Source organism: Pseudooceanicola sediminis (assembly GCF_003575965.1).
GTDB lineage: Bacteria > Pseudomonadota > Alphaproteobacteria > Rhodobacterales > Rhodobacteraceae > Pseudooceanicola > Pseudooceanicola sediminis.
In genome coordinates this window covers 35,005-58,551 of record NZ_QWJJ01000014.1, presented here as the reverse complement: position 1 = coordinate 58,551, position 23,547 = coordinate 35,005, and the positions used below count along the sequence as shown (strand labels likewise).

Here is a 23,547-nt window from a genome sequence, read left to right as displayed (position 1 = left end):
ATGCAACCATGCCGAAAGCGTCATCCGGGCCTCACGCGACCTCGCGCGTTGACAAAAATATTTGATCTGCGTCAATACCGGCCATTGCCCCGAAGGGGTGGCTCTTTTAAAAAGCCTGTAATTTCCGGCGCGCGGGAGGAGTCCCCACTCAGGCGCTACAACTTCTAGCAGGAGGCAGACATGGCCGACGCAGCCGTTCATGGCCACGGGCATGAAGACAACCGTGGGTTTTTCACCCGCTGGTTCATGTCCACCAACCATAAGGATATCGGGATCCTGTATCTGGTCGTCGCAGCATGCGCCGGCCTGATCTCGGTTCTCTTCACCGTCTACATGCGGATGGAGCTCATGCATCCCGGCGTGCAGTTCATGTGCCTTGAGGGCGCGCGTTTCTGGCCGTCCTCGGCAGAGTGCACGCCAAACGGGCACCTCTGGAACGTCATGATCACCTATCACGGCGTGCTGATGATGTTCTTCGTCGTCATCCCGGCCCTGTTCGGCGGTTTCGGCAACTACTTCATGCCGCTCCAGATCGGCGCCCCGGACATGGCCTTCCCGCGCCTGAACAACATGTCGTTCTGGCTCTACGTCGCCGGCCTCTGCCTCGGCATTGCCTCGCTGTTTGCCCCCGGCGGCAATGACCAGGCCGGTTCCGGCATCGGTTGGGTGCTCTATCCGCCCCTGTCGACGTCCGAGGGCGGCTATTCCACCGACCTCGCGATCTTCGCGGTACACGTCTCCGGTGCCTCCTCGATCCTCGGCGCGATCAACATCATCACCACCTTCCTGAACATGCGCACGCCCGGCATGACGCTGTTCAAGGTGCCGCTGTTCGCCTGGTCCGTCTTCGTCACCGCCTGGCTGATCCTTCTGGCCCTGCCCGTGCTGGCCGGCGCCATCACCATGCTGCTGACCGACCGCAACTTCGGGACCACCTTCTTCAACCCCGCAGGTGGCGGCGACCCGATCCTCTATCAGCACATCCTGTGGTTCTTCGGTCACCCCGAGGTCTACATCATCATCCTGCCCGGCTTCGGCATCATCAGCCACGTCATCTCGACCTTCGCGCGCAAGCCCATCTTCGGCTACCTGCCGATGGTGCTGGCGATCATCGCGATCGGCGTGCTGGGCTTCGTCGTCTGGGCGCACCACATGTACACCGTGGGCCTCAGCCTGACACAGCAGAGCTACTTCATGATGGCCACCATGGTCATCGCCGTCCCGACGGGCGTCAAGGTGTTCAGCTGGATCGCGACGATGTGGCAGGGCTCGATCGAGTTCAAGACACCGATGCTCTGGGCCTTCGGCTTCCTGTTCCTGTTCACCGTGGGCGGCGTCACCGGCCTCGTGCTCAGCCAGGCCCCCGTCGACCGCGCCTATCACGACACCTACTACGTCGTGGCACACTTCCACTACGTGATGTCGCTGGGGGCGGTGTTCGCCATCTTCGCCGGTATCTACTTCTACTTCGGCAAGATGACCGGACGGCAATACCCCGAATGGGCAGGCAAGCTGCACTTCTGGGCCATGTTCATCGGCGCCAACCTGACCTTCTTCCCGCAGCACTTCCTCGGGCGTCAGGGCATGCCGCGCCGTTACATCGACTATCCCGAAGGCTTCGCCGTCTGGAACTTCTGGTCGTCGATGGGCGCCTTCCTGTCCTTCGCGTCCTTCGTGTTCTTCTTCGGCGTGATGTTCTATTCGCTGTTCCGCGGTGCCAGGATCACCGAAAACAACTACTGGAACGAATACGCCGACACGCTGGAATGGACCCTGCCGTGCCCGCCGCCCGAACATACGTTCGAGCAGCTGCCCAAGCGCGAAGACTGGGACAAGAGCCACGCGCACTGATCGGTGCCACAACATGACCAGGGGGCGCCGCAAGGCGCCCCCTTCGCGTTTCAACGCCCCTCATTCCCCCGGCGCGCGATACGGTCCCGCGGGCTGGCGCAACCACCCGGACCGCCCGCCTGCCCCGGCCATCTCGGCCTGCAAACGGTACGATAACGGAGCCGCCCTTGCCCTATCACTGGCAGGATGATCACCACCAACTCGACCTGACGCCGCACAGGTCGCTGCCGCCCGGCGGGTTCGCCGTGGTGATCGGCCTGTTCTTCATCCTGGCGATGGTGCCTTTGTTCACCATGCTCGGCTCGCCGGTGCTCTGGGGCCTGCTGCCCTTTGCGCTGATCGCCCTCGCCGCGCTGTGGTGGGCGCTGCGCCGGTCCTATCGCGATGGCATGATCCTCGAACGCCTCAGCATCACCGGCGACGATTGCACGCTGCTGCGTGACGGTCCGCGCAACCAGCATCATGAATGGCGATGCAACCGCTACTGGGTACGGCTCCAAGTGCATGAAACAGGTGGCCGTGTGCCGCACTACATCACCCTGTCCGGCAATGGACGAGAGGTCGAGATCGGTGCCTTTCTCTCCGAAGACGAACGCAAGGCGCTCTATCCCGAACTGCGCGCCGTCCTGTCCCGCCCGATCTGAGCCATCTCGATCTAAATCGTGTCGATCTAAATCTTGTCGTGGGACGCGACTGCGGGCGGGGCGATATCGGCGACGCAGACAAGCGCCGTACATCCGCCTGCCCTATCCCCGTCTGCCCTATCCCCGTCTGCCCCATTGCAAACCGCGACACCGCGAAGCCCGGTGTCGCAAACCGTATCCCCCCGCCGCGTCCTCCGTTCGCACGCTCCGCGCCTGCGTGCCCGCCCCCCGTCCGTCACACCCCAAGGCAACCCAAGGCAACCCCCATGGCCGCGCGACTTGGGCATCGCCCACGCCCGCCTCATTGGCCGCTGAAACAAGGCCCCGAAGGATCAAGTGCAAGCGCGCGGCGTTCGCAAATCGTCGCGTTCCAGATGCAGTCACCAAAGGGCGCAAGGCCACCTGCAAGCGGCCATTCCCGACCACCATCACCAGCCCCGCCAGGAACCCCGACGCGGCCACCGAAACGGCGCGCCGTACCGTTCCCGCTCACAGGCATGTCTCACGGGCATATCGCTCGCGACCGGCTCACCCCGCAGCATGGCAAGGCGCAAACATTTGCAACCCTCGCGCTGCGCCTGTCAGCCCGCCGCAAGACTGATGATCGAGGCCGGTTTCGGATCACCCTGCCCGTTCCGTGTCAATCCGCCTCGTCCGGCAGATTCTTGAGCGAGGTCGATGCCATCTCTTCCAACTCAGCCTCGCTCATGCTGTCGTACATGTCCTTTGATGCACCCTGCAAATCACCGACTTTGGTCTCGCCCCGTTTGGCGGAAAGAGCCGCCCCGGCGGCCCGCTGCTGTGCCTTGGATCGCGCTTTCATCTGCATGTCTCCTGTCTCTGTCCATCAGTCCCGCCGTGGGGGCCAAGCCACGTCCGACAGCCACATAGTCAAGTCTCACACCCCTGGCCCGTCTGCTCTGGCCCGTCTGGTCTGAACCGTCTGCTCTGGCAGATGTGGTCTGGCCCGTCTGGTCTGGTCTGGCCGAATGTTCCGCTGCGGGAATGTAGCAAGGTGAAAACTTGTCAGCCCGGGCACGGGTTCCCATTCACAGGGTCCAATTCCGAACCTCTCCGCCGAGAGCCGCAAAGCCTTTTGCATCCCGGCCGCTTCGCCCCCGCCGGTGGCGGCGCACGGCCCCCGTCGACACCGAATCACCCGGCATCCTCCCCCCACCTTCGGCCCACGCCCCCCGCCTCGGCATCCTTGCCTTTCCGCGACGCACCCGCGCGCCGCTCCTCCCTGCGCCAGCCCCAACCGCGACGCCGCGCCGCGTCAGACGAAGACGCAGACAGAACCGACCGAGTTTCCACCGCCCGGATACCGCCCAGATACCGACGCAGGCACCGACGTTCCGTTTCGGGCAGTTTGGCCCCCCTCGCCCTGCGCCGCTCCCGGCAGGCCGCAGGACGAAAAAAAGCCCCCGCCGATCTCCCGGCAGGGGCCCTTTGAAACTGTCGCTACGCCTAAGCTTATGTAGTCAGGCGTTTTTTCACCATCGGCCCAACGGCGCCAAAGTCCATCTGGCCGGTGTATTTCGCCTTCAGATGGCCAATGACCTTGCCCATGTCCCGGATCGAATTCGCCTCGGTGGTGGCAATGGCTTCCTCGATCGCCGCATCCACTTCCTTGTCGCGCAGCTGCCGCGGCAGGAACTCTTCGATCACCTTGATTTCTTCCAGTTCCTGCTCCGCCAGGTCGATGCGCCCACCTTCTTCGTAGGCGCGGGCGCTTTCCTGTCTTTGCTTGGTCATTTTCCCCAAGATAGCAAGCACTTCGGCCTCGCAGACGCCTTCGTCCTTGCCGTCGCCGCGGACGGCAATATCGCGGTCCTTGATGGCTGCATTGATCAGCCGCAGGGTGCAGAGCCGTTCCTTGGCGCGATCTTTCATCGCGGCCTTCATGGCTGTGTTGACCTGGTCTCTCAGTTGCATCTCACGTCTACCCCGGAGTTGGTTGCAAGTGCCGACATATAGCGAAACGCACAGCCATCGACAAGCGTTCCACCGCGCATTCGCCGCGGCGCGGAACGGTTTTGAGCCCACCTGTTAAGGTTTCGCCGCGTCAACGCCCCTGTGGGGCCTGAAACCTGCCGCGATGCAGCAACCGCATTCGCACCTCGTTGGGCGACTCTCTCCTCGTCGCTCGCTTGCGAGTGTCCCGCACAACGAAGCCAAAGCCCGGCACACGCCTCTCCGCCCCTTGACCCGCCTGCCCTGCCCTTCTAGGTATGCTCCGATTTGCCATTCCCAGAAGAGTTGTTGCCATGCCCCTTATCCAAGGACAGAAACCGACTGCCTGCCTCGCGCTTGCCGATGGGACGATCTTCTACGGCAAGGGGTTTGGCGCCACCGGCGTGACCGAGGCTGAACTCTGCTTCAACACGGCGATGACCGGCTACCAGGAGATCATGACTGATCCATCCTATGCCGGACAGATTATCACCTTTACCTTCCCCCATATCGGCAACGTCGGCGTGAATACCGAAGACGATGAAACCGCCAATCCTGTCGCGGCGGGGATGGTGGTCAAATGGGACCCGACCGAAGCGTCGAACTATCGTGCTGCCGGGGAGCTGGGTGATTGGCTGGCCGCGCGTGGGCGCATTGCGATTGGCGGTATCGATACCCGCAGGCTGACACGCGCGATCCGCGCCCGGGGGGCGCCGCATGCCGCACTGGCACATGATCCCGATGGCAACTTTGATGTCGAGGCCCTGGTCGCCCGTGCCCGCGGCTTTGCCGGGCTCGAAGGCATGGACCTTGCCCGTGATGTCACCTGCGCCCAAAGCTATCGCTGGGATGAAATGCGGTGGGCCTGGCCCGACGGATTTACCCGCCAGACCGAGGCCCGCCACAAGGTGGTCGCCATCGACTATGGCGCAAAGCGCAACATCCTGCGTTGTCTGGCCTCGGCCGGGTGCGACGTTACGGTTTTGCCTGCAAGCGCGACGGCCGAAGAGGTGCTGGCCCACAATCCCGACGGATTGTTCCTGTCGAATGGCCCTGGCGACCCTGCGGCAACCGGAAAGTATGCCGTGCCGATGATTCAGCAGGTCATGAAAGCCTCTGACATGCCGGTTTTCGGTATCTGCCTGGGGCACCAGATCCTGGCGCTGGCGCTTGGGGCGCAGACCGTCAAGATGAACCACGGGCACCATGGGGCAAACCATCCGGTCAAGGACCTGGAAACGGGCAAGGTCGAGATCACGTCGATGAACCACGGCTTTGCGGTCGATAGCCAGTCGCTGCCCAGCGGTGTCAAGGAAACGCATGTTTCGCTTTTCGATGGTTCCAACTGTGGCATACGCATGGCGGACCGGCCGGTCTTTTCGGTCCAGTACCACCCCGAGGCCAGCCCCGGCCCGCAAGACAGCTTTTATCTGTTTGAACGCTTTGCCGCCTCGATGGACAAGGTTGCAAGCGACGCCTGAAGGGATGTCGGATCGTGAATTCAGGGGGCCCATTCCGGCCCCCTTTTTCATGCGCAACCGCAATTCACCCCCCTGTCGGTGTCTGGCGAACCAGTCAAAATGGATGATCGTGCGCCGCACCATCGTGCATCGCCCGCGGTGCAGCGGCGCAAGGGCGCCCTTGGATCGTCAGTGAGCCAGGGCAATCACCACAAAATACACCTATGCGCTGAATCCGCCTTCCAAAATGCACCCATTAACCCTGTGGAAAGGATTTGCTAACGCCCGATTAACCTTCGCTTGCGAAACAGTTCTGCAGCAGGAGGAAAGGGGCTTACATTCATGGTGTCGAACCTGCGCAAGCTGGACACGCAGCCATCGACACATGCCGGCCCGCTCCGTTCGGGGGGGCTGGATCCGGTGCAGGCCGGCATGTTTCAAGAACGCGCCACGGAATTCCTGCTTGCGACCGATCGCATGTTGGACCGTCCCGACAACGCCGATCGCCTTCGCCGTGCCTGGGCCGAGGGAGAGGTCAGTGAACGACATCTTCTCGACCTGCTGAGCCTGAGCCTGGGGTTCAGCCGGGTGGATTTCACGACAGACGCGCCCGACAAGCACCTTCTCGATCTATTCGACCCCAGCTTTTGCCTGAAGCATCAACTTGTCCCATGGAAGTTAAGCCAAGGTTGCCTGATCGTTGCCTGCGCGCGGCCGGAACACTTTTCGGCCCTGCTCGACACGCTGGAACGCAACCTGGCAGAACCGCTGCTGATCGATGCGCGCCCCGTCGTCGCCACCCACGGTGAAATCCAGACCTACCTGGCAGAGGCGCATCACGACGCCCTTGTTGCAAAGATGTCGAACCGCGTTCCAACTGGCGAAAGTTGCCGCACCTGGTCGCGCGCTTCGCACCGCGTGCAGATATCCTTTGCAATCATCATCTGCGTTCTGGCGGCGCTGGCATTCTATCCCAAGGTGATATTTCTGGCCGGGGTAACCTGGGCCACCCTGACGCTGGCGCTTGCCATGCTGATGAAAGGCGGCGCGACGCTGACCCATCTGCTGAAAGCGACGGCGCCGGAGCAGGTGCCGAAAGATAGCAGGAAGCGCCTGCCCGAAATCTCTGTCCTGGTGCCATTGTACAAGGAGAGACGCATCGCCGAGCTGCTGATCAAGCGGTTGGAGAAGTTGAACTATCCCCGTGATCGACTGGATGTCATCCTGGCGCTGGAGGAACATGACCACGTGACCCGTGGCGCGATTTCAACGTTGGACCTGCCGCGCTGGATGCGCGTGGTCACGGTGCCAGATGGCGTGCCGCGCACAAAACCACGCGCCATGAACTATGCCTTGGATTTTTGCCGGGGCGAGATCATCGGGATCTATGATGCCGAAGACGCCCCCGAGCCTGATCAGTTGCTGAAGGTGGCCGAGCGTTTCGCTGCCTCGCCCCGCCGCGTCGCCTGCCTTCAGGGCGCGCTGGATTACTACAATGCCGATCAGAACTGGATCGCGCGTTGCTTTACGGTTGAATACAACAGCTGGTTCCGGCTGGTCCTGCCCGGGATGTCGCAGATGGGGCTGGCGGTCCCGCTGGGCGGCACCACCGTTTTCGTGCGCCGCGACGTGCTGGAGGAGCTGGGTGGCTGGGACGCCCACAATGTCACCGAGGATGCCGATCTGGGGTTTCGCCTGGCGCGCCATGGCTACGATACGCAAATCCTGTCCTCGACCACATCGGAAGAGGCGAATTGCCACGCGCGCCCCTGGGTCACGCAGCGGTCGCGCTGGCTAAAGGGTTACGTGGTGACGTACCTTGTTCATCTGCGAAATCCACGCCTTGTGCTGCGCCAGCTGGGACCATGGCGTTTCATCGGGTTTCATGCGCATTTCATCACGGCAGTATCGCAATTCATGTTGGCGCCGCTGCTGTGGTCGTTCTGGCTGATCCTGCTGGGTCTGCCGCATCCGCTGCGCGAAATCATCCCGCCGCCGCTGTTGACCACCTGTGCCATCCTGTTCTTTACCGCCGAAATCCAGAACATCACGCTGGGCCTTGTCGCCACGCGCAAGGCGGGGCACCGGCACCTGTGGAAATGGGTGCCGACGCTGCACCTGTATTATCCCCTGGGATGTCTTGCCGCTTATATGGCGCTGTACGAGCTGATCTTTTGCCCATTCCACTGGCACAAGACACAACATGGCCATTCGATCTCGTCCGCCGGCGAAACCGCCGATACTCAGGGACCAGAAGCCTAGATGTGATCTTCGTCGCGGGCTGCGTCGAGCTTGAGCCGGGTGATGAACGCCTTGGAAATATGGGTGCGCAGGGCGTCGCCTGCCTTTGCCTCGTCCCGCGTGGCGATGGCCCGGACGATGGCATCATGTTCGGCGAGGGCATCTTCGTCACGCCCTTCGGCGGCCAGGGAGGTTGTTGCCAGCAAGGCCATGGAACGGTGTACGAGGTCGAGTTGCTGAACAAGAAAGCGGTTGTGCGACGCCAGGTGAATCTGGTGGTGAAAACGCCGGTTTGCGCGGCTCAGCGCCTGCGGATCCCCCAGATGCTTGCGATCATCTGCGATCATGTCCTGAAGCACGCGCACCTCTTCGGGATTGGCGTGACGCGCGGCAAGGCGCGCAGCCAGGGCTTCAAGCTCGGCCCGCACGATGTAGAGTTCTGCGAGCTGATTGTGATCCAGCGATGCCACGATCAGGGAGCGGCCATCACGGGTCAGCAGCGCCTGGGTTTCAAGCCGTTGCAATGCCTCGCGAATTGGGGTGCGCGAAACGCCAAACCGTTCTGCCAGTTCGCTTTCGACCAGACGGTCGCCAGGGCGGTAGACGCCCACGTCGATCGCTTCGAGAATGAGCGAATATGCATCCCCTTGCGCAGGTTTGATCGCCATGCCGAGCGGCTCCTTTGAAATTCGGCTCACAGTAGTCCTGCCGGGCGGCGCATGGCAAGCAATCGGTCAGCGCGATGGCTTGCGCAGCGCCCCGCGCGGCGCTAGCGTCCGGCCATGCCAAACGCCTCATTCAGCCATGTGACCACTTGGGTCTTCGACCTCGACAATACGCTTTATCACCCCTCGGCGCGCCTGTTCGATCAGATCAAGGTTCGAATGCGCGACTGGGTCATGGATTTGCTGAAGGTCGATGCGGAAGAGGCCGACCGGCTGCGCGGGCATTATTGGCGCACCCATGGCACGACATTGTCGGGGTTGATGCGCGAACATGGGATCGACCCCCTGCCGTTTCAGCAACATGTCCATGACATCGACCTGACGCATCTGCAGGCCGATCCCCTTTTGGCCAGCCACATTCGCGCCCTGCCCGGGCGCAAGATCATCTTCACCAACGGATCGGCCCCCTATGCCGAACGCGTCAGTGCGGCGCGTGGTCTGGAAGGTCTGTTCGATGCCATCTATGGCGTTGAACATGCGGGCTTTCTGCCAAAGCCTGAGCGTGCGGCCTTTGATGCCGTTTTTGCCGCTGACGGGTTCGACCCGACCCGTGCCGCGATGTTCGAGGACGATCCGCGCAATCTGGCCGAGCCATTTGCAATGGGGCTGCGCTGCGTTCATGTCGCCGAGGCGCCCTTCGCCGCCGAGCATATCCATTTCCATACAGATGACCTGTCGGGGTTTCTGGGCAAACTGCTGTGACGGGCGCGGCGCTTTGGCGCTTTTCCCTCGGTCGGCTGCGCTCTAGATAGCTGAGCAGGAGGTTCGCCATGGACAAGCGTTTCGATATTGTGATCTCGGGCGGTGGAGTTGCAGGGCTGACCGCGGCTTGCGCCTTTGGCGTGGCAGGGTTTTCGGTGCTGTGCCTCGACCCCGCCGCGCCCGTGGTGGCGCGGGAGGCCGAGGGCGCGGATTTGCGCACGACAGCTTTTCTGCAACCGGCGCGGAACCTGCTGGAGGATATCGGGCTTTGGGATGCCCTGGGGCCGCACGCAGCGCCATTGAACATCATGCGGATCGTGGATGCGGGCGGACCGGCCCCCGAGGCGCGCGTGATCCGCGATTTCAATTCGGCCGAGATTTCCGATCATCCGTTCGGATGGAACCTGCCGAACTGGCTGCTGCGCCGCGAGATGGTCGCGCGCATCGAAGCGCTGGACACGGTTGAATTTCGACCGGGCACAGCCAGCAAGAGCCTGTTCACCCGCGAGACCGAGGCCTTTGTCGGATTGTCCGACGGAACGCGCGTGCGTGCCCGCCTGGTGATCGCCGCCGATGGCCGCCTGTCCCCGATGCGCGAGGCGGCAGGCATCGGCGTCACCACCCGCCGTTACGGCCAGAAAGCCCTCGCCTTTGCGGTGACCCATCCGGTGCCGCATGAGAACGTGTCGACCGAGATCCATCGCAGTGGCGGTCCCTTCACGCTGGTACCGCTGCCTGATCTGGACGGGCGGCCGTCATCGGCCGTGGTCTGGATGGAGGACGGGCCGCGCGTTCAGGAGCTGGCGGCCTTGGACGTGGCCGCGTTCGAGGCCGAGATGCTGCGGCGCAGTTGCGGCATCCTCGGGCCGCTGAGGCTGGAGACGCGCAGGTCGGTCTGGCCGATCATCACCCAGGTGGCGGAGCGGATGAGCGGGCAACGCCTGGCCCTCATGGCCGAGGCTGCGCATGTCCTGCCGCCGATCGGTGCGCAGGGTCTGAACATGTCGCTGGGGGATTTGCGGTGTCTGCGCGATCTGGCCATCGCCGCCCCCGAGCAGCTGGGCGACGCGCAGATGATGGACGCCTATCACGACGGTCGTCACCGCGACGTGCAGATCCGCGCCGCCGGTATCGACGCGCTGAACAGGGCGTCACAGATATCGGCGCAGCCCCTGCGGGATCTGCGGGCGGCAGGACTGAATGCGCTGTATTCGGCCGCACCGGTGCGCAAGGTATTGATGCAGATGGGTTTGGGCGTGAGGTAGTACTGTTTGGGGGCGTCTGAAGAGGGGCGCTGCCCCCGGTGCTGCGCACCTCCCCCGGGATATTTCCAACAGGGAAACGGAATTGGCGGTGCAGCGATCAGCCGAGCGGACCCGAGAGGCGTTCCTCCGAGAGCAGCACGTTGGCATCGACATTGCCGATCCCCGGCAGGGTCATGATGCGACGCCGCAGGACGCGTTCGAAATCGGGAATGTCGCGGGCGGTGACGCGCAAACGGTAATCATAGGCGCCGAGGATGTGTTCGACGGTCTGGACCTCGGGGATTGCCGAGACGGCGCGTTCGAAATCCTCGAGACTGAGGCGGCCCTTGGCGGCGAGCTTGACGCCGAGAAAGACGGTGACGCCGAAGCCGAGGCGTGCGAGATCGAGGTCGACCCGTCTGCCCCGGAGGGCGCCGGCGTCCTCCAGCCGTCGAATGCGGCGCCAGGTGGCCGGTTGCGACAGGCCCAGCTTGCGCCCCATCGCGCCGGAGCTTTGCGTCGCGTCTTCGGACAGGGCCCGCAGGATCTGACGGTCGATATCATCGAGGTCGATCATAGGGGCACGGATTCGTCATGCTTGATCCGTGCGATGTGCATCAGCGCATCGAGATCGGTGATGTGGGGCAAAGGCAGGATGCGCGTGCGATAGATCTGCTGGTAGTGGGTCATGTCGCGGGCGACCAGCCCAAGACGCGCATCCACCTGTCCAAGGAACGTCTGTATTTCAAGGACTTCCGGGATCTTCCTGGCCTCTGCCGCGAAATCCTCGAACGCGCGGGGCTGCGTCTTGTCGAGAGTCACGCGCAGGGAGACTTCGACCTCGTATCCAAGGGCGCGCCAGTCGATCACTGCCCGGGTGCCGCGAATGATGCCCTGCGCCTGCATCCGTTCGATGCGGCGCCAGCAGGTGGCCTGCGTCAGGCCGGCACGTTCGGCCAGTTGCGCGGCGGAGGCGGTGGGATCTGCCTGGAATTGCCGCAGGATACGTCTGTCGGTGTCATCAAGCATTGATCTTACCTATAATCCAATTTTTGCGAATTGATTTTTTCATAAATGTCGAATTCATGCAGATATTGCAACGCATTTTCCGGGACGGTGCGTATTCTGCCCCCATAACCTGGAAGGAAAAGACGATGCGTGTTTATTATGATCGCGATTGCGACATCAACCTGATCAAGGACATGAAAGTGGCCATCCTGGGCTATGGCTCGCAAGGTCATGCCCATGCGCTGAACCTGCGGGATTCCGGCGCGAAGAACCTGGTCGTCGCGCTGCGCGAAGGCTCAGCCTCGGCGAAGAAGGCCGAAGCCGAGGGCCTGACCGTGATGGGGATCGCAGAGGCGGCGGCCTGGTGTGACCTGATCATGTTTACCATGCCCGATGAACTTCAGGCGGAAACCTACAAGAAATATGTTCATGACAACCTGAAGGACGGTGCGGCGATCGCATTTGCCCATGGTCTGAACGTGCATTTCGGTCTGATCGAGCCGAAACCCGGTGTCGATGTCATCATGATGGCGCCGAAGGGCCCCGGCCATACCGTGCGGGGCGAGTACACCAAGGGCGGCGGCGTGCCCTGCCTGGTGGCGGTCGATAACGATGCCTCGGGTCGTGCGCTGGAAATCGGTCTGAGCTATTGCTCGGCCATCGGTGGCGGCCGGTCGGGCATCATCGAGACCAACTTCCGCGAAGAATGCGAAACCGATCTGTTCGGCGAGCAGGCGGTGCTGTGCGGTGGCCTGGTCGAGCTGATCCGCATGGGGTTCGAAACCCTGGTCGAAGCGGGCTATGCGCCTGAAATGGCTTACTTTGAGTGCCTGCACGAAGTGAAGCTGATCGTCGATCTGATCTATGAAGGCGGCATCGCCAACATGAACTATTCGATCAGCAACACCGCCGAATACGGCGAGTATGTTTCGGGTCCGCGCATCCTGCCCTATGACGAGACCAAGGCGAAGATGAAGGCGGTTCTGCGCGACATCCAGACCGGCAAGTTCGTGCGTGATTTCATGCAGGAAAACGCGGCAGGTCAGCCCTTCTTCAAGGGCACGCGTCGTCTGAACGACGAGCATCAGATCGAGCAGGTCGGTGAAAAGCTGCGCGGCATGATGCCGTGGATTTCCGCCGGCAAGATGGTCGACAAAGCCAAGAACTGATCGCGTTCGAGAGCGATTACGTTTGCGAAGGCCCTGCCGGTTGGCGGGGCCTTTTTTGCATGCGTCGGTATTTCCGAGGGTCATGCGGGGCAAGTGATTGATATTGCTGATTTCGCACGTCGGTATCTGAACGGTATCCGAGCGGTAACTGAACGGTTTCTGAAAGCGGTTGGGCGAGGCTGACCGAACCGGGGCAGACGGGCGCCGTGCCTCTGCTCCAATCGCTGTCTCTGTCCCTGCCACTGTCTCTGCCACTGTCTCTGCCGCTGCCACTGTCTCTGCCGCTGCCACCGTCCCTGCCCCTGCCCCTGTCTCTGTCCCCGCCGCTGTCTCTGTCCCCGCCACTGTCTCTGTCCCCGCCACTGTCCCTGTCTCTGCGGATGCCCGGCGCCTGTGGCCGAGCGGGCTGGGTATTTCCGGCCAGATGAGCGAGCCGGGGCGGGTTCGGGCGGCGAGGCGGGAAACGGCGGCGGAACGGGCTTGCGCAGCCGGGCGGCTTTGGGTAATCCCGCGGGCTTCTTGGAGCGCAGGAGACACGCATGTCGGACCGGATTCTGGCCATCGACTTTGGCACATCGAACTCGGCGGCGGCCGTTCTGATGGAGGGCGCGCTGCGGCGGCTGCCGATCGAAGTGGGGTCTGAAACCCTGCCGACGGCCGTCTTCTTTGACGCCGACACCGGGGCGATGCGGATCGGGGAGGCGGCGGCGGCGGCGCTGATCGAGGGCGAGGACGGGCGCTATATGCGGGCGCTGAAATCGGTGCTGGGCACCGCGCTGTTTCATGAAAAGCGTCTGATCGGCGGCAAGCGGCGCACCCTGGCCGAGATTGTCACCGCCTTTATCGTGGCGGTGAAGCAACGTGCCGAGGCACAGCTGGGTGGCGAGGTGTGCCGTGTCCTGTCGGGGCGGCCAGTGCATTTTCATTCCTCCGATCCGGAGCGGGATGCCCAGGCCGAGGCGGATCTGCGGGGCTGTTACGAGGCCGCCGGGTTCACCGAGGTGGGGTTCATGTTCGAACCGGAGGCGGCGGCGCGGGCTTCGTTGGGACGGGAGCGGCGCGGAGAGCTGGGGCTGATTGTCGATATTGGTGGCGGGACGTCGGATTTTACGGTGTTTCGCGCCGAGGCGGATCGGCTGGAGGTGTTGGCGAGCCATGGCATACGCCTAGGGGGGACGGATTTCGACCGCGAGGTGTCCCTGCTGCACGCGATGCCCTTGCTGGGGCATGGCGGGCAGCTGAAGCGGGAGATGGGCGCGGGGGTGCTGCCAATGCCGGTGTCGATCTTTGTCGATCTGGCGACATGGGCGAAGATCCCGTTCCTGTATGCGCCGGACGTGCGCCGGTCGGTGGCGCAGATGCAGCGCAGCGCGGTGGAGCCACGCCCGCTGGCGCGGCTGGCCAGCGTGCTGGAGGATGAGCTGGGGCATGAGCTGGCCTTTGCCGTGGAGCGTGGCAAGATTGCGGCCAACGGGCGCGGCGCCGGTATCGCGGCGATCAACATGACGATGATCGAGCGCGCGTTGAGCGCCGAGATCAGTCCGGCGTCGCTGGCGCTGGCGCTGTCCAAGCCGCGCGAGATGCTGGCGCAGGCGGCGCGCGAAACGCTGGACATGGCCGGGGTGCAGGCGGAGCAGATCACCGCGGTGATCCTGGTGGGCGGGTCGAGCCTGATGACCATGGTGGGCGAGGTTGCGCGCGATCTGTGCCCGGATGCGCGGATCGAGATGTCCGACGCCTTTACCGCCGTGGTGGATGGGCTGGCCCTGGCCACTGGCGACGCGGCGCGACGCTGAGCCGACCGGCCCACGGCGCCGGGGCGGCTGGCCGGGGTTTTGGAGGCCGCGGTTTTGGAAGTCGGGTGGTGGGTAGCGGTGGGTAGCGGCGGCGAGCTGGGGGCCTGGCGACTGGGAGCAGGCGCTAGGGTGCCGGTTGGACCCATGCGCCGGCCTGTACCGCCTGCCACAGGCGCAGGGCCTGGGCGGTTTCGGCCACGTCGTGGACCCGCAGCATCTGGACCCCCTGGGCAATACCGGCCAGCGCCACGGCGATGGAGCCGGCAGCGCGATCGGTGGGCGTTTCTGTCTGCCCTACGGTGCCGATGAAGCGCTTGCGCGACACCCCCAACAGCAGCGGGCAGCCAAGCCCATGGAACAGCGACAGCCGGTTCAGGATTTCAAGGTTGTGATCAACGGTCTTGGCAAAGCCGATGCCCGGGTCGGCCAGGATGCGGGCCCGCGGGATGCCCAGGGCCTCGACCGCGGCGATCCGCGTTTCGAGTTCGTCGTAGGTGTCGAGCAGCGCATTGTCGTAGGAGGGCGCCAGGTGCATGTCGCCGGGCGTGCCGCGCATGTGCATCACGCAGACCGGCAGGGCGGTGGCGGCGGCGACCTCGGCCAGGGCGGGATCATGGGTAAAGCCCGAGACGTCATTGATGAGGGTCGCGCCCGCACGGTAGGCCGCCCGCCCGACATCGGCCTTGCGCGTGTCGATCGAGATGCGGGCGCCGATGTCGTGCAGTGCCTGGATGACGGGGGCCGTGCGACGGATTTCCTCTTCCGGGTCGATGTAGGCGGCGCCCGGGCGGGTGCTTTCGCCGCCGACGTCGATCATGTCGGCGCCTGCTGCCAGCATGGCGCGGGCATGGGCGATCGCCGCATCAAGGTCATCGTGCCTGCCGCCGTCGGAGAAGCTGTCGGGCGTGGTGTTGAGGATGCCCATGATGGTGGGGCGCTCCATCGACAGGCCGGCAAGGGCGGGGCGCGGTCGGCACAGGCGACGCGACCAGTCTTCGGGCAGATCCTCGACCCCGGTGACCTTGATCCCGCTACGGGTGATCATCTCGATCTGGTTGAACCAGAGCGGGCCACCACACAGGGGCAAAGCGCCTTCGGGCCGGGCAAGGCCGCCCTGTACCAGCGGGCGATAGTAGATCTGTGTCATGGGCGACTTTCGGAGCGGTTTCTGAGGTGTTTACGGCCAGTAAACTTACCAAAAGATTGAACGGGCCGCCATGACGTGCGCGGGACCCCATTAAAAGGCACCTCGGGCCCGTTGAAGGGCGCCGGGTCTGAGGGCGCCGGGGCTGTGACCTCAGGGCAGGATCAACTGCGGATCCTCGTGGCTGACGCGGGTGACGACGGGATTGAGCGCGGCGGCGGGGGTGCTGCGCGCCTCGGTCGGCTGCGGTGGCGTGTCGAGGGCGGTTTCGCCGATCATCAGCACATGGGTGGATTTCATCACCCCCGCGAACCAGAGTGCCAGTGCCGCGCCGTCACCGATGCTGTCGGGGCGGTCGCCCACGGCGTCCAGCACGATCTTGGACGGCGCCCAGAGGCTGATCTGGCCCTGCTTCATCGACCAGTCGAGTTCGGTGCGCGTGTTGACCACGACGCAGCGCCGATCCTTGCCCGCCAGCACCCAGGCGGCCTGTTCGATGGCCAGCAGGTCGATGCGGCGCTGCACCAGTGCCGAGGTCGAGGTGGGGCGTGGCGTGCTGCCTGGTCCGCAGCACAGGATCACCGGCAAAGCGGCCGCCTGAAGCTGGTCCAGCCAGCCGCGCAGAAGGTCGGACCGGGTGGCAGCATCGGACAGGAAGACGATCAGCGGATCGGGGCCCTTGTGGGTGACCGCCTCTTCCGGGACCAGCTGGGCGTCGTCATGAGAGCGCACGATTTCGACGCCGAGCGCACCGGGGCCGCGGTCGAGCTTTTCGATGCGCACGAAGACACGCAGGGCCTTTGGTTCGGTGAGGATCAGCGCCGCGATGTGATCGGCAAGCGTTTCGAGCAGGTTGAGACGCTCGGCCGCCAGTGCCGCTTCGATCGCTTCGGTCAGGGTGTCGTAGGACAGGATGCGGTCGACATCGTCGGCCAGGGTGGCATGGGCATGGCGGACCTCGACCACGATGTTGAAACGCAGGCGCTGCATGATCCCGCGCTCGGCCTGAAACGCCCCGATCTCGACCTCGGCCAGGTGGTCACGTAGGGAAATGCGATCAGCCGGGGCATCGCCGGACAGCGCCTTTGAGCGCGCCAGCGGGTGATCGAAAGCCTGTGTGATATGGTCGCTCATCTGGTTTCCCCCCCAAGGTGAGCCTGCTGCAGTTCGCCCCGGCCGGCCGTTGTGGCGGAGGCTGGGCGCAGGCCGCGCGCCTTAATGTCAGAAGACTGGCAGAAAGGCAAAGTCCTGTCGGGGCAAAAAGCGGCGCATGACCGCGCAGAGGCGAAGCAGCGCCCGGAGGCTTGCGCGCGGTCCAGGTTGCGCCCCTGCCCGCATGCCCCCCCGGTGCATCGTGCGGCAGCCCCGTCAGCGACGAGAGTGCGATGAGGTTGCGACGAGGTTGCGGGCCGTCGGTGTGAAGCGCGGATAGTGAGGCGCCCCGATCCTGTTGCCTTCGGCCCTGTCTGCCGGGGACCGGGTCGCGGGACCCTTACCCTGTGGCGAGGCGATGCAGGACGCCGCGTCGCAGACTGCGCTATGGCGCGCAGAGGTCGAAGCACGAAAAGGGACGAAGAGCGGCCTGTGCGGGATCTGGCGAGGTGCCGGCGCGGATCCGGTCAGCCGTCGGATGCGGCCCCGGGGCGCGGGACGGGCGCGTCACGAAATCAGTTCTGCGCCGTGCGCGTCGGCATCTTGTAGAACTGGTGCACGCCGATGGCCGCAGTCTGTTCGAATTTCTTCGCCCAGCGGGGTTTGACGTGCAGCGTGTGATAGAATGTGGCGCCATCGGTCAGCGGGCGCGACGTGCCCTTGAGCGTGATCGCGGCAACCTTGGCGACGCGGGCATAGGCGAGCGGTTCACCGATGACTTCCTTGCGACCGTCGCAGGTGTAGGTGAACTGGCAGGCGTATTTGCGTCCTGTGCCCTGATGGATGACGCCGCAAACGCTGTTGGGGAAATCCGGGCTGTCGACACGGTTCAGGATGACCTCGGCCACCGCGAACTGACCTTTGACGCTTTCGCCGCGGGCCTCGAAGTAGAGCGCCTCGGCGAGGCATTGGAAGGATTCGTCACCCTTGCCGGCGGGCTGTTTCGACAGCCACTCGCGATTGTAGACCACGGCACCGGTCTTGGGGGTCTTGACCTTGGGGGTCGTCAGGAAGGCGGCAAGGCGGCTTTTGGGAACGGATTTCATCGCCTGCTGCTCGACCTTCATAGCGTCGGTCATCGTATTTTCGGCGATCGCAGGTGGGGCGATCGCGAGAAGTAAAATGAAAAAGGCAGCACTGAATTTCATGTTCCGGTCCCCTGACGCAGCGTCTGGTCGATCGCCGTCGGTCCGGGTTCCTAACGAAAAGTGATGGAACCGTCCACCCTGCGGCGACTCCGGCGGCAGCGGGTTGCCGCCAGAGCGCGGCCAAAGCATGCGGGAAATGGAATTAACCGACTGTAACTCAAGACGTTTTGAAGGCCCTTGGCGGCAAGGTCGGGCGGATGTTCAACTGGGCTGCGGCCAGTCTGGCCACCGGCACGCGGAAGGGCGAACAGGACACATAGTCGAACCCGGCAGCGCGGCAGAACGCGATTGATTCGGCATTGCCGCCGTGTTCGCCACAGATCGACAGCGTGAGGTCTGGGCGTGCCTCGCGGCCCCGTTGTGCCCCAATCATGAGCAGTTCCCCCACGCCTTCGGTGTCGAGCGTATGAAAAGGATCCTCTGGATAGACACCCTGCTTGACATATTCCGACATGAACTTGCCCGCGTCATCGCGCGACAGGCCATAGGTCATCTGCGTCAGGTCGTTCGTGCCGAAGGACAGGAAGGCGGCGAAGGGGGCGATTTCGCCTGCCCGCAGCGCAGCGCGCGGCGTTTCCACCATGACGCCGAGCCGATAGGTAAAGTCGCGTCCGGTTTCGGTGCGCACGGCGGCCGCGACGGCATCGACACGGGTTTTCACCAGCTCGACCTCTCGTTTCGCGGAAACCAGCGGGATCATGATTTCGGGCACGACGGGATCGCCATCCTGGCTGGCGGCAATCGTCGCCTCGAAGATGGCGCGGGCCTGCATGTCGTAAATCTCGGGGATGGTGATCCCAAGACGAACACCGCGCATCCCCAGCATGGGGTTGTATTCACTGAGAGATTCGACGCGACGCGTGACATCTGACAGGGGCAGCGACAGGGCCTCGGCCAGTTCGCGCAGACCGGCGCGGTCAGAGGGCAGGAATTCGTGCAGCGGCGGGTCGAACAGGCGTATGCAGACCGGCTGACCCTGCATGATGCGGAACAGCTCGATAAAGTCGGTGCGTTGCATCGGCAGCAGGCGGTCGATGGCGGTGCGCCGGTCGGCGGGCGCATCGGCAAAGATCATTTCGCGCATCACGGTCAGGCGGCCGGGGTCGAAGAACATGTGCTCGGTCCGGCAGAGGCCAATGCCCTGCGCATTGAATTTTCGCGCCACCAGCGCATCCGCCGGGGTATCGGCGTTGGCCCGGATGCCGATGTCGCAGAATTCCTCGGCCCAGGAGAGCATGGATTGAAAGGCATCGTCCTGCGCCGCCTCGTGTAGCGGTGCCTCGCCCGCAAGGATATCGCCATCGCTACCATCGATGGTGATCAGGTCGCCGCTGCGGAAGGTGCGCCCGTCGCGCGCCTTGATCACCTGGTTCTTCGTGTCGAATTGCAGCCCGGTGACGCCCACCACACAGGGCAGGCCGAGGCCACGCCCGATCACCGCCGCATGGCTGGTGATGCCGCCGCGTTCGGTGACCACGCCGACCGAGGCGTGCATGCCACGGATGTCTTCGGGACCGGTTTCGCGGCGCACCAGGATGCAGGCTTCGCCCCGCGCGGCGCTGGCCTGGGCGGCGGCGGCGGAAAACACGATCTTGCCCGTCGCAGCACCAGGGCTGGCGGCGATGCCCTTGCCGATCACGTCGCGCTTTGCCTCTGGGTCGATCTGGCGGTGCAACATTTCGCTGAGTGCGCGCGGGTCGACGCGGCAGATCGCCTCTTCCCGCGGGATCACGCCATCGTCGGCCAGCGCGACGGCAATGCGGACCGCGGCGCGTGAGGTGCGGCTGACGCGCAGGGCGTCGAGGATATGCAGCTGGCCGTCCTCGATGGTGAATTCCGCCTGCATCTCCTCGCGCAGGCGAAACCGCATGAGTTCGGTATATTCGACAAGTTTATCAAAGGCTTCAGGGGCAAGATCCTGAAGCGATTCGCCGCGTGCGTCACGCGCAAGGTAGAGCGATTGCTTGCCCCGTTGCAGCGCCTCGCGGCCCTGACTCTGGCTGAGGTAGCGGCCCGTCAGACGCGGTTTTCCGGTGCCCGAGGACACGCGCTGGATCACGCCCGAGCCGCATTCGCCCTGCCGCCCCAGCCCGAGCGCCATTTCCTGCACGACGAGGCCGAGGCCGGCATCGGCCGGTGCGCCCTTGGCCTGCCGCAGCAGGCGGGCTGTGGTGCCGCGCCAGGCGCGGGCCATGGACTTCAGCACGGCGGTGATCTGGACACGGGGGTCCTGGGGGAAATCCTCCTCCGTCTCCTCGCGGTAGGCGCGCAGGGATTGCGCCAGGGCATCCGGGCCGTGATCGGGAAGATCCGAGAACATGTCGGGGTCGAGGCGTTCGACATGCACGGCATAGGTGCGCACGAAACGGTTGTAGAGGCGCGTCGCGGCCTCCTCGCCCAGCTTTGCGGACAGCGCCGCATGCACGGTGTCGTTGATGCCGAGGTTCAGCACCGCGCTCGGCCCGCCCCAATCGGGATCTTCGGACGAGGGACGCACGCAGAGCAGCGGGTGCGCGCCGAACGGTTCGAGCAGTTGCGCCAGGTTGGGCATACGCCCCTCGGCGATGTCGTGCACCGATCTGAACGACAGGGCGACGGTGCGCGGCACCGGCAGGTTCAGCCGGACCAGACGTTGCAGACATTTCGCCCGCCCACCGTGCGTGTTCGTCGCAATCGGCGCGGTTTCCGTGATGAGCGTGATATCGGGGTCGTCTTGCTGCACTGCGGCACCTGTCATTATTGCCGCAGCATAGCGAGGTGCAGGAACAGGGCAAGGGAAAGTCGGGCGACCGGCCCCGCAGGCGCGACCGGCAGCGCGGCAAACCCGACCAATGGCGCGCCCCTTGCGAGGCGCGCCTGAGATCAGCCTTCGATCCGGGTCAGGTCAGCGACCTTGAGGACCGTTGTGCGGATGGTCGACAGCAGGTTCAGGCGGTTGCGGCGGACCACATCGTTGTCGGAGTTGACCTGCACCGCCGTGAAGAAGGCGTCGATGGGGCCACGCAGGGCGGCCATCGCGGCCATGGCGGCGGCGAAATCCTCGGCCTCCAGCGCGGCGGCGATCTTAGGTTCGGCGGCTTGCAGGGCGGTGAAGAGGGTCTTTTCCTCCTCGGCTTCCGCAAACTTGATGTCGGCCCCGAATTCGTAGGCGACCCCGTCCTTCTCCTCAGCCTGGGTGAGGATGTTGTTGGCGCGCTTGAAGCCCTGCACGAGGTTGACGCCATCATCGGTTTTCAGCGCGTCCGAGAGGGCGCGGGCACGTTTGACCAGCAGGGTGATGTCGTCGTTGCCGGGCATGGCGAGGCAGGCGTCGATGACATCGTGGCGGATGCCCTCGTCCTTCAGGTGGACCTTGAGCCGGTCGTGGAAGAAGGCGAGGAGGTCGGTGGCGACGTTCGGCAAGTGCTTTAATTCCTTGTCGCCGTCCGTAGAGAGTTGAGTTGAGCTGTTCCCGACGTCTGGTGTGTTTGTCTGGGCTTCCAAAACCATGTTGTCGAGCTCGATCATTAGCTCTTCAATAGTTGCAATATCCGTTTGCATGATCTTCGCATAAGTCTGATCAGCGGCAGCTAGCTCTTGCTCGAATTTTGCCTGAGCGATGAGATGTTGTGCCGCAAGGATGCTGCGCAATGCGCGTCCAATCAAATGGACCAGCCCACCACGCACATCATTCGCCAGCAGCAACCGGATAACCCCCAAAGCCGCACGGCGCAGCGCGAAGGGGTCCTTGCTGCCTGTCGGCTTCTCGTCGATCGCCCAGAAGCCGGTCAGCGTATCCAGCTTGTCGGCCAGCGCTACTGTCGCAGAGACTGGCGCAGTGGGCACGTCGTCGGTCGGACCGAGGGGCGAGTAATGTTCCTGACAGGCGGCGGCGACCTCGGCGGGCAGGCCTGCGGCTTCGGCGTAGTAGCGGCCCATCAGGCCCTGCAATTCGGGGAACTCATAGACCATCTCGGAAGAGAGGTCGGCCTTGGCGACGCGGGCGGCTTTTTCGGCCAGATCCGGGTCGGCCCCAAGCGCCGGGGCGATTTCGCGGGCAAGTGCTGCGATCCGCTCGATCCGCTCGGCCTGGCTGCCCAGCTTGTTGTGGAAGGTGACGTTGGAGAGGGCGGCGGTCCATGCCTCCATCCCGTCATGCTTGGCGACGCGCAGGTCGTTTTCCCAGAAGAATTTCGCGTCCGACAGGCGGGCGGCCAGCACCTTTTGGTTGCCGGCGAGGATCGTCACGCCCTGGTCGCGGGTTTCGCGGTTGGCGACGGTGATGAAGCGTTCGATGCGGCCGGTCTTTGGGTTCCTGACGGAAAAGAACTTCTGGTGTTCCTTCATCGAGGTTTGCAGCACCTCGGGCGGCAGGCCGAGGAAGTCTGCCCCGATCTCGCCCATCAGGACCACGGGCCATTCGACCAAGCCTGCGACCTCTGCCAGCAGGCCGCGATCCTCGACCACCTCCAAGCCATTGGCGAAGGCCTGGTTGGTGGCGTCCTGCCAGATGTGGTCGGCGCGTTCCGTGGCATCAAGGATGACGAAACGGCGTTTCAGCTCAGACACATAGGCATCGAAGGACGACACGGCAAAGCGGCCCGGCGCCATGAAGCGGTGGCCCTCGGTCGTATTGGTGGTCTTGATGCCGTCGATATCGAGGGGCACGACCTCGGCCCCCGCCTCATCCGTCAGGATGCAGAGGATCGAGTGCAACGGGCGCACCCAACGCAGGGAGCCGGTGCCCCACCGCATCGACTTGGGCCAGGGAAAATTGCGGATGGTGGTGTCGAGGACCTCGGCCACGATCTCAGCCGCCGGGCGGCCCGGTTTCTCGATCACGGCGAAGAAGACGGCGCCTTTCTTGTCGTCGCCTTCCTGAAGCTGGTCGCGGGTCACGCCTGCGCCGCGCAAAAAGCCCTCGATCGCCTTTTCCGGCGCGTCGGTGCGCGGGCCCTTGCGTTCTTCGCGCAGGGTCGGGCTTTCGGCCAGCAGGCCCGACAGCGCCAGCGTCAGGCGGCGGGGCGTGTGAAAGGCGGCGGCACCGGCGTAGGTCAGGCCAGCCTCGACCAGGCCATCGGTGATACGCTTCTTCAGATCCTCGGCTGCGCGCGCCTGCATGCGCGCGGGAATTTCCTCGGAGAAAAGTTCGATCAGAAGATCCGGCATGGTGTTCCTTCCCGGCTGTGGCCAAATGGCCTGGGCCATACGACTGGCAAACGCCTGTCACGTGGCACGCTGGATAGCGAAGCCCCGCCCCGTGGTCCAGACGGGGCGGGGCGAATTTTCCGGGATATTTGAGGCAGCGCCGTTTCGCAGCGTGCGGAACGG

General features: G+C 64.1%; 18 protein-coding genes. 8 read left to right on the top strand and 10 right to left on the bottom strand.

Going from position 1 to position 23,547, the window contains the following annotated elements; genetic code table 11:
- Window positions 1–180: 180 nt before the first annotated feature.
- Together ctaD and DL237_RS15345 are read left to right on the top strand one after the other, a co-directional pair.
- Window positions 181–1,851, top strand: coding sequence for a cytochrome c oxidase subunit I (ctaD, locus tag DL237_RS15350; protein ID WP_119399967.1), 1,671 nt, complete (start codon window positions 181–183; stop codon window positions 1,849–1,851).
- Window positions 1,852–2,018: 167 nt separating this feature from the next.
- Window positions 2,019–2,495 (top strand): DUF2244 domain-containing protein, encoded by a 477-nt coding sequence (locus DL237_RS15345; protein ID WP_119399966.1) that lies wholly within the window; start codon window positions 2,019–2,021, stop codon window positions 2,493–2,495.
- 640 nt (window positions 2,496–3,135) lie between these two features.
- On the opposite strand, the gene DL237_RS15340 is transcribed toward DL237_RS15345, so the two are convergent.
- Both DL237_RS15340 and DL237_RS15335 read right to left on the bottom strand, forming a co-directional pair.
- Entirely contained in the window at window positions 3,136–3,318 is a 183-nt protein-coding gene (locus DL237_RS15340) for a DUF3008 family protein (protein WP_119400053.1), read from the bottom strand.
- Between the two features lie 650 nt (window positions 3,319–3,968).
- Window positions 3,969–4,430, bottom strand: a complete 462-nt coding sequence (locus DL237_RS15335) for a GatB/YqeY domain-containing protein (RefSeq protein ID WP_119399965.1) — start codon at window positions 4,428–4,430, stop codon at window positions 3,969–3,971.
- A gap of 332 nt (window positions 4,431–4,762) precedes the next feature.
- Here DL237_RS15335 and carA point away from each other — a divergent pair, with 332 nt between their 5' ends.
- Together carA and DL237_RS15325 are read left to right on the top strand one after the other, a co-directional pair.
- Complete coding sequence (gene carA / locus DL237_RS15330) at window positions 4,763–5,929, top strand: glutamine-hydrolyzing carbamoyl-phosphate synthase small subunit (protein WP_119399964.1); 1,167 nt, start codon at window positions 4,763–4,765, stop codon at window positions 5,927–5,929.
- Between the two features lie 321 nt (window positions 5,930–6,250).
- Window positions 6,251–8,170, top strand: coding sequence for a glycosyltransferase family 2 protein (locus DL237_RS15325; RefSeq protein ID WP_119399963.1), 1,920 nt, complete (start codon window positions 6,251–6,253; stop codon window positions 8,168–8,170).
- Here the strand turns inward: DL237_RS15325 and DL237_RS15320 are convergent.
- Window positions 8,167–8,817, bottom strand: coding sequence for a GntR family transcriptional regulator (locus tag DL237_RS15320; RefSeq protein WP_119399962.1), 651 nt, complete (start codon window positions 8,815–8,817; stop codon window positions 8,167–8,169). The two genes, DL237_RS15325 and DL237_RS15320, sit on opposite strands and share 4 nt — an antisense overlap.
- A gap of 114 nt (window positions 8,818–8,931) precedes the next feature.
- Between DL237_RS15320 and DL237_RS15315 the strand changes: the two genes are divergently transcribed.
- The gene (locus DL237_RS15315) at window positions 8,932–9,576 is read left to right on the top strand and encodes a pyrimidine 5'-nucleotidase (protein WP_119399961.1); all 645 of its coding nucleotides are present in this window, start codon (window positions 8,932–8,934) and stop codon (window positions 9,574–9,576) included.
- A 68-nt stretch (window positions 9,577–9,644) separates the two neighbouring features.
- Window positions 9,645–10,841, top strand: coding sequence for a UbiH/UbiF family hydroxylase (locus DL237_RS15310; RefSeq protein ID WP_119399960.1), 1,197 nt, complete (start codon window positions 9,645–9,647; stop codon window positions 10,839–10,841).
- A gap of 97 nt (window positions 10,842–10,938) precedes the next feature.
- On the opposite strand, the gene DL237_RS15305 is transcribed toward DL237_RS15310, so the two are convergent.
- Complete coding sequence (locus DL237_RS15305) at window positions 10,939–11,397, bottom strand: Lrp/AsnC family transcriptional regulator (RefSeq protein WP_119399959.1); 459 nt, start codon at window positions 11,395–11,397, stop codon at window positions 10,939–10,941.
- Window positions 11,394–11,849 (bottom strand): Lrp/AsnC family transcriptional regulator, encoded by a 456-nt coding sequence (locus tag DL237_RS15300; protein ID WP_119399958.1) that lies wholly within the window; start codon window positions 11,847–11,849, stop codon window positions 11,394–11,396. The genes DL237_RS15305 and DL237_RS15300 overlap by 4 nt, the downstream gene beginning before the upstream one ends.
- 125 nt (window positions 11,850–11,974) lie before the next feature.
- Here DL237_RS15300 and ilvC point away from each other — a divergent pair, with 125 nt between their 5' ends.
- Entirely contained in the window at window positions 11,975–12,997 is a 1,023-nt protein-coding gene (ilvC, locus tag DL237_RS15295) for a ketol-acid reductoisomerase (protein WP_119399957.1), read from the top strand.
- 539 nt (window positions 12,998–13,536) lie between these two features.
- Window positions 13,537–14,793: an Hsp70 family protein gene (locus DL237_RS15285; RefSeq protein ID WP_119399955.1), complete on the top strand. Its 1,257-nt coding sequence runs from the start codon at window positions 13,537–13,539 to the stop codon at window positions 14,791–14,793.
- Between the two features lie 124 nt (window positions 14,794–14,917).
- Here DL237_RS15285 and folP read toward each other — a convergent pair whose 3' ends face one another.
- The 5 genes from folP to glyS all read right to left on the bottom strand — a co-directional run bounded on the left by folP (window position 14,918) and on the right by glyS (window position 23,385).
- A complete protein-coding gene (gene folP, locus DL237_RS15280) occupies window positions 14,918–15,940 on the bottom strand; it encodes a dihydropteroate synthase (RefSeq protein WP_119399954.1) in 1,023 nt (340 codons plus the stop codon).
- Between the two features lie 150 nt (window positions 15,941–16,090).
- A complete protein-coding gene (locus DL237_RS15275; RefSeq protein WP_119399953.1) occupies window positions 16,091–17,071 on the bottom strand; it encodes a dihydroneopterin aldolase in 981 nt (326 codons plus the stop codon).
- Window positions 17,072–17,604: 533 nt separating this feature from the next.
- Window positions 17,605–18,237 (bottom strand): cell wall hydrolase, encoded by a 633-nt coding sequence (locus DL237_RS15270; RefSeq protein WP_119399952.1) that lies wholly within the window; start codon window positions 18,235–18,237, stop codon window positions 17,605–17,607.
- A gap of 157 nt (window positions 18,238–18,394) precedes the next feature.
- Window positions 18,395–20,974: a putative PEP-binding protein gene (locus DL237_RS15265; protein ID WP_119399951.1), complete on the bottom strand. Its 2,580-nt coding sequence runs from the start codon at window positions 20,972–20,974 to the stop codon at window positions 18,395–18,397.
- 125 nt (window positions 20,975–21,099) lie between these two features.
- Window positions 21,100–23,385 (bottom strand): glycine--tRNA ligase subunit beta, encoded by a 2,286-nt coding sequence (gene glyS, locus DL237_RS15260; protein ID WP_119399950.1) that lies wholly within the window; start codon window positions 23,383–23,385, stop codon window positions 21,100–21,102.
- Between the last annotated feature and the right edge of the window lie 162 nt (window positions 23,386–23,547).

Bases quoted from the DNA above. Each gene is read 5' to 3' on its own strand.
- ctaD (WP_119399967.1), top strand. From the start codon at position 181: ATGGCCGACGCAGCCGTTCATGGCCACGGGCATGAAGACAACCGTGGG.
- DL237_RS15340 (WP_119400053.1), bottom strand. From the start codon at position 3,318: ATGAAAGCGCGATCCAAGGCACAGCAGCGGGCCGCCGGGGCGGCTCTT.
- DL237_RS15335 (WP_119399965.1), bottom strand. From the start codon at position 4,430: ATGCAACTGAGAGACCAGGTCAACACAGCCATGAAGGCCGCGATGAAA.
- carA (WP_119399964.1), top strand. From the start codon at position 4,763: ATGCCCCTTATCCAAGGACAGAAACCGACTGCCTGCCTCGCGCTTGCC.
- DL237_RS15325 (WP_119399963.1), top strand. From the start codon at position 6,251: ATGGTGTCGAACCTGCGCAAGCTGGACACGCAGCCATCGACACATGCC.
- DL237_RS15320 (WP_119399962.1), bottom strand. From the start codon at position 8,817: ATGGCGATCAAACCTGCGCAAGGGGATGCATATTCGCTCATTCTCGAA.
- DL237_RS15315 (WP_119399961.1), top strand. From the start codon at position 8,932: ATGCCAAACGCCTCATTCAGCCATGTGACCACTTGGGTCTTCGACCTC.
- DL237_RS15310 (WP_119399960.1), top strand. From the start codon at position 9,645: ATGGACAAGCGTTTCGATATTGTGATCTCGGGCGGTGGAGTTGCAGGG.
- DL237_RS15305 (WP_119399959.1), bottom strand. From the start codon at position 11,397: ATGATCGACCTCGATGATATCGACCGTCAGATCCTGCGGGCCCTGTCC.
- DL237_RS15300 (WP_119399958.1), bottom strand. From the start codon at position 11,849: ATGCTTGATGACACCGACAGACGTATCCTGCGGCAATTCCAGGCAGAT.
- ilvC (WP_119399957.1), top strand. From the start codon at position 11,975: ATGCGTGTTTATTATGATCGCGATTGCGACATCAACCTGATCAAGGAC.
- DL237_RS15285 (WP_119399955.1), top strand. From the start codon at position 13,537: ATGTCGGACCGGATTCTGGCCATCGACTTTGGCACATCGAACTCGGCG.
- folP (WP_119399954.1), bottom strand. From the start codon at position 15,940: ATGACACAGATCTACTATCGCCCGCTGGTACAGGGCGGCCTTGCCCGG.
- DL237_RS15275 (WP_119399953.1), bottom strand. From the start codon at position 17,071: ATGAGCGACCATATCACACAGGCTTTCGATCACCCGCTGGCGCGCTCA.
- DL237_RS15270 (WP_119399952.1), bottom strand. From the start codon at position 18,237: ATGAAATTCAGTGCTGCCTTTTTCATTTTACTTCTCGCGATCGCCCCA.
- DL237_RS15265 (WP_119399951.1), bottom strand. From the start codon at position 20,974: ATGACAGGTGCCGCAGTGCAGCAAGACGACCCCGATATCACGCTCATC.
- glyS (WP_119399950.1), bottom strand. From the start codon at position 23,385: ATGCCGGATCTTCTGATCGAACTTTTCTCCGAGGAAATTCCCGCGCGC.